A 7,610-nucleotide genomic window follows, 5' to 3' on the forward strand; every position below is an offset into this window, starting at 1 on the left:
CAGGGCGTGAGCCTCGCGGCGAGCTCGGGCGGGGCACTGCTCACCTACTGGTGGCTGATTTTCGTCGTCGTTGGCGGCGTGATCGCGCTGATTCCCCGGGTGCTGAACAGGCTGATCCTGATCGCGTCGCGCCTCGTGCGCCGGCCCGTGGAGTCGGTCGAACAGATCACCGGCCGGGCCGTCCTGGAGAGCGCCGCGTGGTGCGTGCTGATGTTCGCCATGTTCGGGGCGCAGGTGTACCTGCTGGCCCGCGGGATCGGCGCGTCCGGGGAGGGGTTGTTCCTGCTGACGACGGGTAGCTACGCGCTCGCCTGGTCGGTCGGGTTCGCCCTCGTCATCCTGCCCGCCGGAGCGGGTGCTCGTGAGGCGGTGCTGATCTTGGTTCTCGCCCCCCTGGTCGCCCGGCAGGACGCCCTCGCCATCGCCCTGATCGCCCGGATCCTGATGCTCGCGGGCGACGGGCTCGGTGCCGGCGCCGCCGTCTGCGGGGAGCTGCTGCACCGTCGCCTGGCGAAGTCCGACCGCTAGCTCACCTCGAGCAGGACGCATCCGCGCCGCGCAGCACGGTCATCCACCGGCGCTGCTCAGGGCTTCGCGAAGTATTCCTGGCTCGAGGCGATGGCGCCGACGACGGTCTCGATGCGCGCGCCGAGCTGGATCAGGTGGACCCAGGACGCCTGGCCGCCGGCGTCGGCGGCGCGCCCGAGCAGGTGCTGGTACTCGCCGTTCACGACGGCGCCCAGGTGCTCGGTCGAGTTCAGGAAGCCGATGGCGACCCGGTAGCGGCCGACCCCGGCGGTGCGGACCCTGGTGACCCAGTAGGACACCTCGGCCGGCGAGCCGGTGCGCCCGAGCACGTCGGCGTACAGCCCGCGCACCCACGCGGCGTCGCTCCCGCCGGCATGCGAGTAGTACTCCGGCGACGCCAGGAAGCCGCCCTCCATCGCCTGGATCTTCATCCCGTCCGCCATCCGCGACAGCCAGGCCGCGACGCCGCCCGCGTCGGGGCTCCGATCGAGATAGTGCAGGTAGGCGGCGCGGATCAGCGCGGTGCGGTACTCCGCGGAGGAGGTGAAGTGGTTCGCGACCGAGGACCGCGACCGGCCGGCCCGCAGTGCGCTGGTCCCACACGTGCAGGCCGACCGAGTCGGGCTCGCGGCCGAGCAGGTCCCGGTAGAGGTGGGTGACGAACTTCTCGAGCACCAGGGTCGAGGCGAGCTGGATCTGTGCCGTCGACCCGACGGTGGTCACGCTCAGCAGCAGGCCGGTGTCCGGAATCGCCCAGGTCGGTCCGACCGGCAGCTGGGGTGAGGTGAACGGGGTGGTCTTGGTCGGCTGCATGTCGAGCAGATAGGTCACCGGGCCGCCCCACTCACCGGTGGTGCGCAGGTGCACCTGGACCCCGGCCCACGCCGGCATCCGCACGTCGCGGCCGACGGCCGGGCGGAAGTCGACGTAGAGCTCCCCGGCAGGCAGCTGGATCTTCACGGCGCGGGTCGCGGTCACCTGGGACAGCGGGGCGAGCTGCACGACCACCGGCGGCAGGCTCCCGTCCAGGTTCGTCGGGATCGCCTGGACGTGCGCGAACCCGAGGTAGTCCGCGAACGCGGAGTTCAGGTTGCCCGAGGCCTGGAACGTCGCGCTGCCCATGACGTCGGCGCCGTCGGCGTACTCGGTGTCCGTGCACGACCGGCGACGACCTCCACGACGCGTGCCTGCGGGCTCGCGACGTCCGCGTCCGCGAGCACGAGCGCCTCCTCACCACTCACTCCGGGCGGCGCCTCGAGCGTGACGACCACGTCCTGCCCCGAGGGTCCGGGCGGGACGGCCGTCCCGTCGGGGAGGCGGTGCAGCACCCCGTCGACGAAGACGAACGGCTCGGTGCTGGTCAGGGCGTCGTCGGGCTGCCCGCCGGCGGCGGCGTCGTTGTCGAGCACCACGTGGTCGATGGTCCCGGTGACGCTCACCGTGACCGGCTCGGCGGCACTCGCCCCCGAGGCGACCAGCCCCGAGCAGCCGAGCAGGAGACCGGCCAGGACGACGGCTCGGCTGCCGGAGATGGTGCGCACGAGAGCTCCTGCGGTGTCGGAGTCGGGCGACGGCAGCACGGCCCCGTCAAGCGCGTCGTCTTTTCGATCTCATCGGCACGCGGACGCCCGGAGCTGAGCACCGCCTAGGCTCCCCCTGTGACCGCCGAGCCCGCCCGACTTTCCGTGGCGATGACCGTGGAACAGCTCTGGCAACCGGCCCCGGGTGGTTCCGGGACGTACATCGCCGAGCTGGCCCGCGCTCTCGCCGAACGCGCCGACGTCTCGCTCACCGGGCTCGCCGCGCGCGCGTCCGGGCCGGGGTCGCGCGCGCTGCCCGCCGCGATGGACGTGCGTCACTCGCCGCTGCCCCGCGCGGTGCTGTACGAGCTCTGGTCCCGCGGCCGGCCCCGCGGCCGCCGGGGCGAGGCCTCGCGGCGACACCGCGAGGTGGTGCACGCGACCACCTGGGCGATCCCGCGCGGCACGGCGCCGCTCGTCGTGACGGTGCACGACCTCGCGTTCTTGCGGGACCCGAGCCATTTCACGCCGCGCGGCAACGCCTTCTTCCGGCGCGCGCTGGCGATCACGCGCGACGAGGCCGACGTCGTCGTCGTCCCGTCGGCCGTGACCGCGGCGGACTGCGTGGCCCAGGGCATCGACGCCGGGCGCATCCGGGTGATCCATCACGGGGTTCGCGCGCCGGCCGTGCCGGGCGCCGACGTGCAGACGTTCCGTGAATCCCGCGGCCTCACCCGGCCGTACGTGCTGTGGTGCGGCACGCTCGAGCCGCGCAAGAACCTCGCCACGCTCCTCGACGCCTTCGGCGCACTGCTCGCGGACGCGCCCGACCTCGACCTGGTCCTGGTCGGCCCCGCCGGCTGGGGCGGCGCGGCCGACGACGTCGCGGCCCGCGTCGCGCAGCTGCCGGCGGGCCGGGCGCACCTCCTGGGCCGCCTCGACGAGGCCGACCTGCAACGGGCCTACGCGGGGGCGCGCGCGTTCTGTTTCCCGTCCACCTGGGAGGGCTTCGGGATGCCCGTGCTCGAGGCGATGGCGCACGGCGTGCCCGTGGTGACCTCGGCGGGCACCTCGATGGAGGAGATCAGCGCGCGGGGCGCGATCCTCGTCGATGCGCTGTCGGCCGACGACGTCGCGGCGGCACTGGTCGCCGCCGTCGGGCCGCGGCACAACGAGCTGTCGGCGGGCGCGCGCGAGAACGCCGCGCTGTACACGTGGCAGCGGTGCGCTGAGCTGCACGTCCAGGCGTACCGGGCGGCGCTCGGCTGAGGTCAGTCCGCCACGCCGCCCGGTGACGTGGTCATTGCCGAAGCGCGAACGCGCGGGCGCTGCCCGCGACGACGGACGTCCAGTGGGTGCTGGTCGGGCCCACCGGACCGGGCGTCGAACGGTTGACGGTCGTGCCGTCGCCCAGCGAGCCATCGCGGTTCTCGCCCCACGACCACAGCGAGCCGTCGGTCCGGATCGCGACCGTGTGGCCGAGGCCCGCCGCGACGCAGGCCCAGCGGATGTCGGTGCCCACCCGGACCGGCGTCGCCCGGAACTCCGTGGTGCCGTCGCCGAGCTGGCCGTAGACGTTGGAGCCCCAGCCCCACAGCGTGCCGTCGGCCTTGAGCGCCAGCTGGAAGTCCTCACCGCCCGCGAGGCCGGTCCAGTCGGTGTCGGTGCCGACCTGGCCGGTCGGGCCCGATCCCGCGTTGACCCCCCAGGCCCACAGCGTGCCGTCGGTCTTGATCGCGACCGTCGCCAGCGACGCGGCCACGACCGACGCCCAGTGCGTGTCGGTACCGACCTGCGTCGGGGTCGACAGGTCGTCGCCGACCACGCCGAGGTTGCCGAAGTCGTTGTTGCCCCAGGCCCACAGCGTGCCGTCGGTCTTTCTGGCCACGGTCCAGCCGTCGCCGCGGCTGGCCGAGACGGACGCCCAGTGCGTGTCCGTGCCCACTCGCACCGGCGAGTGCCGGTCGGTCGTGGTCCCGTCGCCGAGCTGGCCGTGCACGTTGTAGCCCCAGGCCCACAGCGTGCCGTCGGTCTTGACGGCGAGCGTGTGGCGCCAGCCGGCCGAGACCGATGCCCAGTTGGTGGCCGTACCGATCCGCACCGCCGTCGCGCGCAGGGTGGTCGTCCCGTCGCCGAGCTGACCCTGCTCGTTGTGCCCCCACGCCCACAGGGAACCGTCGGCCTTGAGCGCCGCGGTGTGCGTGCGGCCGGCCGCGATCGAGGCCCAGCTGGTGTCCGATCCCATCTGGACCGGGGTCGGCTGGATGGTCTGGGTGCCGTCACCGAGCTCGCCACCGCCGTTGGCCCCCCAGACGAAGGCGGCGTGGCCGGCCGTGCTGACCGCGACGGTGTCCGACCCGGTGACGGCGGCGTTCACGGTGTCCCGCGCGACGATGCGCTGGTTGCCTGTCGTGCGCAGGATCACCCCGGCGAACGTGTGGGTGCCCCTGTCGGCGCTCGTGAACGTGTAGTTGGCGGGCAGGACCGTTGCGCCCGGGTCGGTGCTCGAGGAGCCGACGACGCCCCGATAGCTGGTCGCGTTGTTGCCGTAGACGTCCTTGGCGGTGTAGCGCAGGCTGAACGGGCTGCCGGCGGTCGCCGTCGTCGGCGCGGCGACGTACAGCGAGGTGGCCGCACGGGCGGCGACCGTCTCGACCGGCTGGGCGGCGAGGGGCAGCGTGCCGATCGTCGTGAAGAAGGTGTACGCCTTCGCGCTGCGTGGCGCGGTGACCGCCGTGTAGGTCACGGTGAAGGAGCGCCCCGCAGGGCAGTTGGCGACGATGTTGATCCTGGTCCCGGGCGCGTCACCGGGGTAGTTCGTCTTGGTGGCTGTGGTGAACGGGGTCCCGGCGAGGGCGGCGGACGTGCAGGTGAGCCGTTGGACGGTCACGTTCGTGCCGGCCGGGGCCGGTTGGAAGCCCGTGCTCGGGGCGCCGGACGTCGGCACCAGGATGCCGACCGAACCCGACACCGCGGCGGCCGCCGGCGCGGTGTAACGCAGGGTGAAGGTGTTGCCTGTGCTGCCCGCGGGCACCGAACCGGCCGAGATGGTCATGGTCCCCGGAGCCGTCGTGGCGGCCTGCGCGAGCGGCGCCCCGACCAGCCCGGCCACGCCGACGGCGAGCACGACGCCCAGGTACCCGACCGACCGAGGTCCGCGCACACGCGTCACTACGCGAGCAGTCATGGCTTGCCCTTCACCGACGTTCGATGGCAGGGCGTCGCCTTTGTCCGCTGTGCCCCTCTAGGCCCTAAACGGTCCTGTCCGAATTGTCCTGAGTCAAGGCGCCGAATGGATGAATCGCCCCCTCGCCCTAGACTGTGCGCGCCCGCAGGCCAGCCGGCCACGGACCCCCGATCCAGGACGCTGCCGCCACCATGCCGGAAACCGAGAAGCACGATCCGCCTCGACCGAGCCGCGTGCGAGCCGTCGTCGTGTCGTGGAACGGCGCCCACCTGCTGCCCGACTGCCTCGACTCACTCCTCGCGCAGACCGTCGCGAGCGAGCTCGAGATCGTCGTCGTCGACAACGCGTCGAAGGACGGCACGGCCGCACTGCTCGCCGAGCGCTACCCGGGCGTGATCGTGGTGCCCAGCGAGCGGAACCTCGGGTTCGCGGGTGGCGCAGACCTCGGCGCGGCGGGCTTCACCGGTGAGGCCGTCGCGCTGCTCAACAACGACGCCACGTTTGCGCCAGAGACGATCGAGGAGATGCTCGCGGTCCTCGAGGCGCCCGGGAACGAGCGGGTCGGGGCCGTCACCGCCAAGATCCTGCTCGCTGGGGCCTTCCGCCTCGAGCGCGCGGTCTCCGCGGGTGCCGCACCCCGCGGCAGCTTCCGGCGCGACGACGGCTGGCTCGTTCCCGCCGGGGCCGGCGCACCCGGCTCGGCCGGCTCGGCCGGCGCGCTGCGGATCGTGAACTCGACCGGGAACGTGGTGACCCGCCGCGGAGCCGGCACCGACCGCGACTGGCTGCGCACCGAGGGCGACGAGTCCCACGACACCGACGTGTTCGGCTTCTGCGGCGGGGCCGCGCTGCTCCGGCAGGCGGCCCTGGACGACGTCGGCGGGTTCGACCGCGAGCTCTTCCTGTACTACGAGGACACGGACCTGTCCTGGCGCCTGCGGGCGGGCGGCTGGACCGTCCGCTACTGCGAGGCCGCCGTGGCGCGCCATCTGCATGCGGCGAGCTCGGACGCCGCGAGCCCGCTCTTCCGGTACTACAACACCCGCAACTCGCTCACGGTGTTCGCCCGGCATGCGCCGGGCAGGGTGGCGGTCGGCTCGTTCTGCCGGCAGGCGGCCGGCTGGGTGCTCGCGGAGCTGCGGCGCGCGGAGCCGCGGGACGTCACCCGGGCACGGCTGCGGGGGTTGCTGGCGTTCGTCCGCCGGCTGCCGCTGACGCTGCGAGAGCGGGCGCGCTGGCGCGCCGCGGTAACTCCGCGTGCCGAGGTCGGGCGGCTGCTGACCTGATCGGCGTCCACCGGTTCGGGTGCCGCATCGCGCACGCGCACTCTGCAATGCCGACGCGGAAGGCCGCCCCGAAGGACGGCCTTTCGTCGACGTTGGAGCAGTTGCGACGCGCGGCGCCGCAACGTCAGCTCATGGGCGGTACTGCATCTCCTTGATGCGCTCGAGCTGCTCCTCGAGGAGCACCCGGTTCGTGCGCAGCAGGTCGGAGATGACCCCGAGCGCCAACGAGAGCAGAGCAGCCACCGACATGATCGAGCCGAAGATCAGCGACTGGACGTTGCCATGGGTCGTTCCGGCGAGGAAGAGGACCATGAACCGCACGAACGGGATCGCCGCCAGTACGCCGAACATCACGGACAGCGTCGCGAAGATGACGTACGGCTTGAACATGAGGTAGCTGCGCGTGATCGCGGAAGCCGACTTCATCATGTGCTGGCCGTTGCTCGTGAACAGGCGCGACTCGCGCGTCTTGGCGTTCGTCACGACCGGGACGCTCGCGATCCGCAGGCGCTTGTTGCCCGCCTGGATGATCGTCTCCATGCAGTAGCTGAACTGCGTCACGACGTTGAGCCGCAGCAGCGAGCCGCGCGAGTACGCGCGGTAACCGCTCGCGGCGTCGGGCAGCTCGGTGTCGGCCGCCCGGTTCACGACGCCGCTGCCGACGCGCTGCATCAGCTTCTTGAACTTCGAGAAGTGCGCGATCGTCTGGGTCTGGCGGTCCGCGATGACGATGTCGGCGTCCCCGGTCAGGATCGGCTTCACGAGGTCGCCGATGCGGTCCTGCGGGTACTGGTTGTCACCGTCGGTGTTCACCAGGATGTCCGCGCCGTGCGCGAGCGCGTAGTCGACGCCGTCGCGGAACGAGCGGGCAAGGCCCATGTTGCGGGTGTGGTGCACGAAGTGCTTGACGCCGTGCTCGCGAGCGACGGCGATGGTCCGGTCGGAGGACCCGTCGTCGATGACGAGGATCTCGATCTCGTCCACGCCGTCGATGAAGGCGGGGATCGACTCGAGAACCGAGGGCAGGGTCTCTTCCTCGTTGAGGCAAGGGACCTGGATGAAGAGCTTCATGTACGTCCTTCTCAGGTG

At 72.4% G+C, this 7,610-nt stretch carries 8 protein-coding genes; 4 read left to right on the forward strand and 4 right to left on the reverse strand.

What is annotated here, in order from left to right; all coding sequences use genetic code 11:
* A partial coding sequence (locus tag VIM26_RS26145; RefSeq protein ID WP_331956258.1) for a lysylphosphatidylglycerol synthase domain-containing protein occupies positions 1-528 on the forward strand: 528 nt, incomplete at its 5' end.
* A 56-nt stretch (positions 529-584) separates the two neighbouring features.
* Here the strand turns inward: VIM26_RS26145 and VIM26_RS26150 are convergent.
* Positions 585-959, reverse strand: coding sequence for a DUF4214 domain-containing protein (locus VIM26_RS26150; protein WP_331956259.1), 375 nt, complete (start codon positions 957-959; stop codon positions 585-587).
* 224 nt (positions 960-1,183) lie between these two features.
* Here VIM26_RS26150 and VIM26_RS26155 point away from each other — a divergent pair, with 224 nt between their 5' ends.
* Complete coding sequence (locus VIM26_RS26155; RefSeq protein ID WP_331956260.1) at positions 1,184-1,354, forward strand: hypothetical protein; 171 nt, start codon at positions 1,184-1,186, stop codon at positions 1,352-1,354.
* A 259-nt stretch (positions 1,355-1,613) separates the two neighbouring features.
* On the opposite strand, the gene VIM26_RS26160 is transcribed toward VIM26_RS26155, so the two are convergent.
* Positions 1,614-2,069 carry a hypothetical protein gene (locus VIM26_RS26160; RefSeq protein WP_331956261.1) on the reverse strand — a complete coding sequence of 152 codons (456 nt, stop codon included), beginning with the start codon at positions 2,067-2,069 and terminating at the stop codon, positions 1,614-1,616.
* Between the two features lie 117 nt (positions 2,070-2,186).
* Here VIM26_RS26160 and VIM26_RS26165 point away from each other — a divergent pair, with 117 nt between their 5' ends.
* A complete protein-coding gene (locus VIM26_RS26165) occupies positions 2,187-3,317 on the forward strand; it encodes a glycosyltransferase family 1 protein (protein ID WP_331956262.1) in 1,131 nt (376 codons plus the stop codon).
* A 31-nt stretch (positions 3,318-3,348) separates the two neighbouring features.
* Here VIM26_RS26165 and VIM26_RS26170 read toward each other — a convergent pair whose 3' ends face one another.
* On the reverse strand, positions 3,349-5,235 hold the full coding sequence (locus VIM26_RS26170) for a hypothetical protein (RefSeq protein WP_331956263.1): 1,887 nt from the start codon (positions 5,233-5,235) through the stop codon (positions 3,349-3,351).
* A gap of 191 nt (positions 5,236-5,426) precedes the next feature.
* Between VIM26_RS26170 and VIM26_RS26175 the strand changes: the two genes are divergently transcribed.
* Positions 5,427-6,521 carry a glycosyltransferase gene (locus tag VIM26_RS26175; RefSeq protein WP_331956265.1) on the forward strand — a complete coding sequence of 365 codons (1,095 nt, stop codon included), beginning with the start codon at positions 5,427-5,429 and terminating at the stop codon, positions 6,519-6,521.
* A gap of 129 nt (positions 6,522-6,650) precedes the next feature.
* Here the strand turns inward: VIM26_RS26175 and VIM26_RS26180 are convergent.
* Positions 6,651-7,610: glycosyltransferase family 2 protein (locus tag VIM26_RS26180; RefSeq protein WP_331956267.1), on the reverse strand; the 960-nt coding region annotated here is incomplete at its 5' end.

Origin of the sequence: Pengzhenrongella sp., assembly GCF_036565025.1 — a bacterium.
Classification (GTDB): Bacteria; Actinomycetota; Actinomycetes; order Actinomycetales; family Cellulomonadaceae; genus Pengzhenrongella.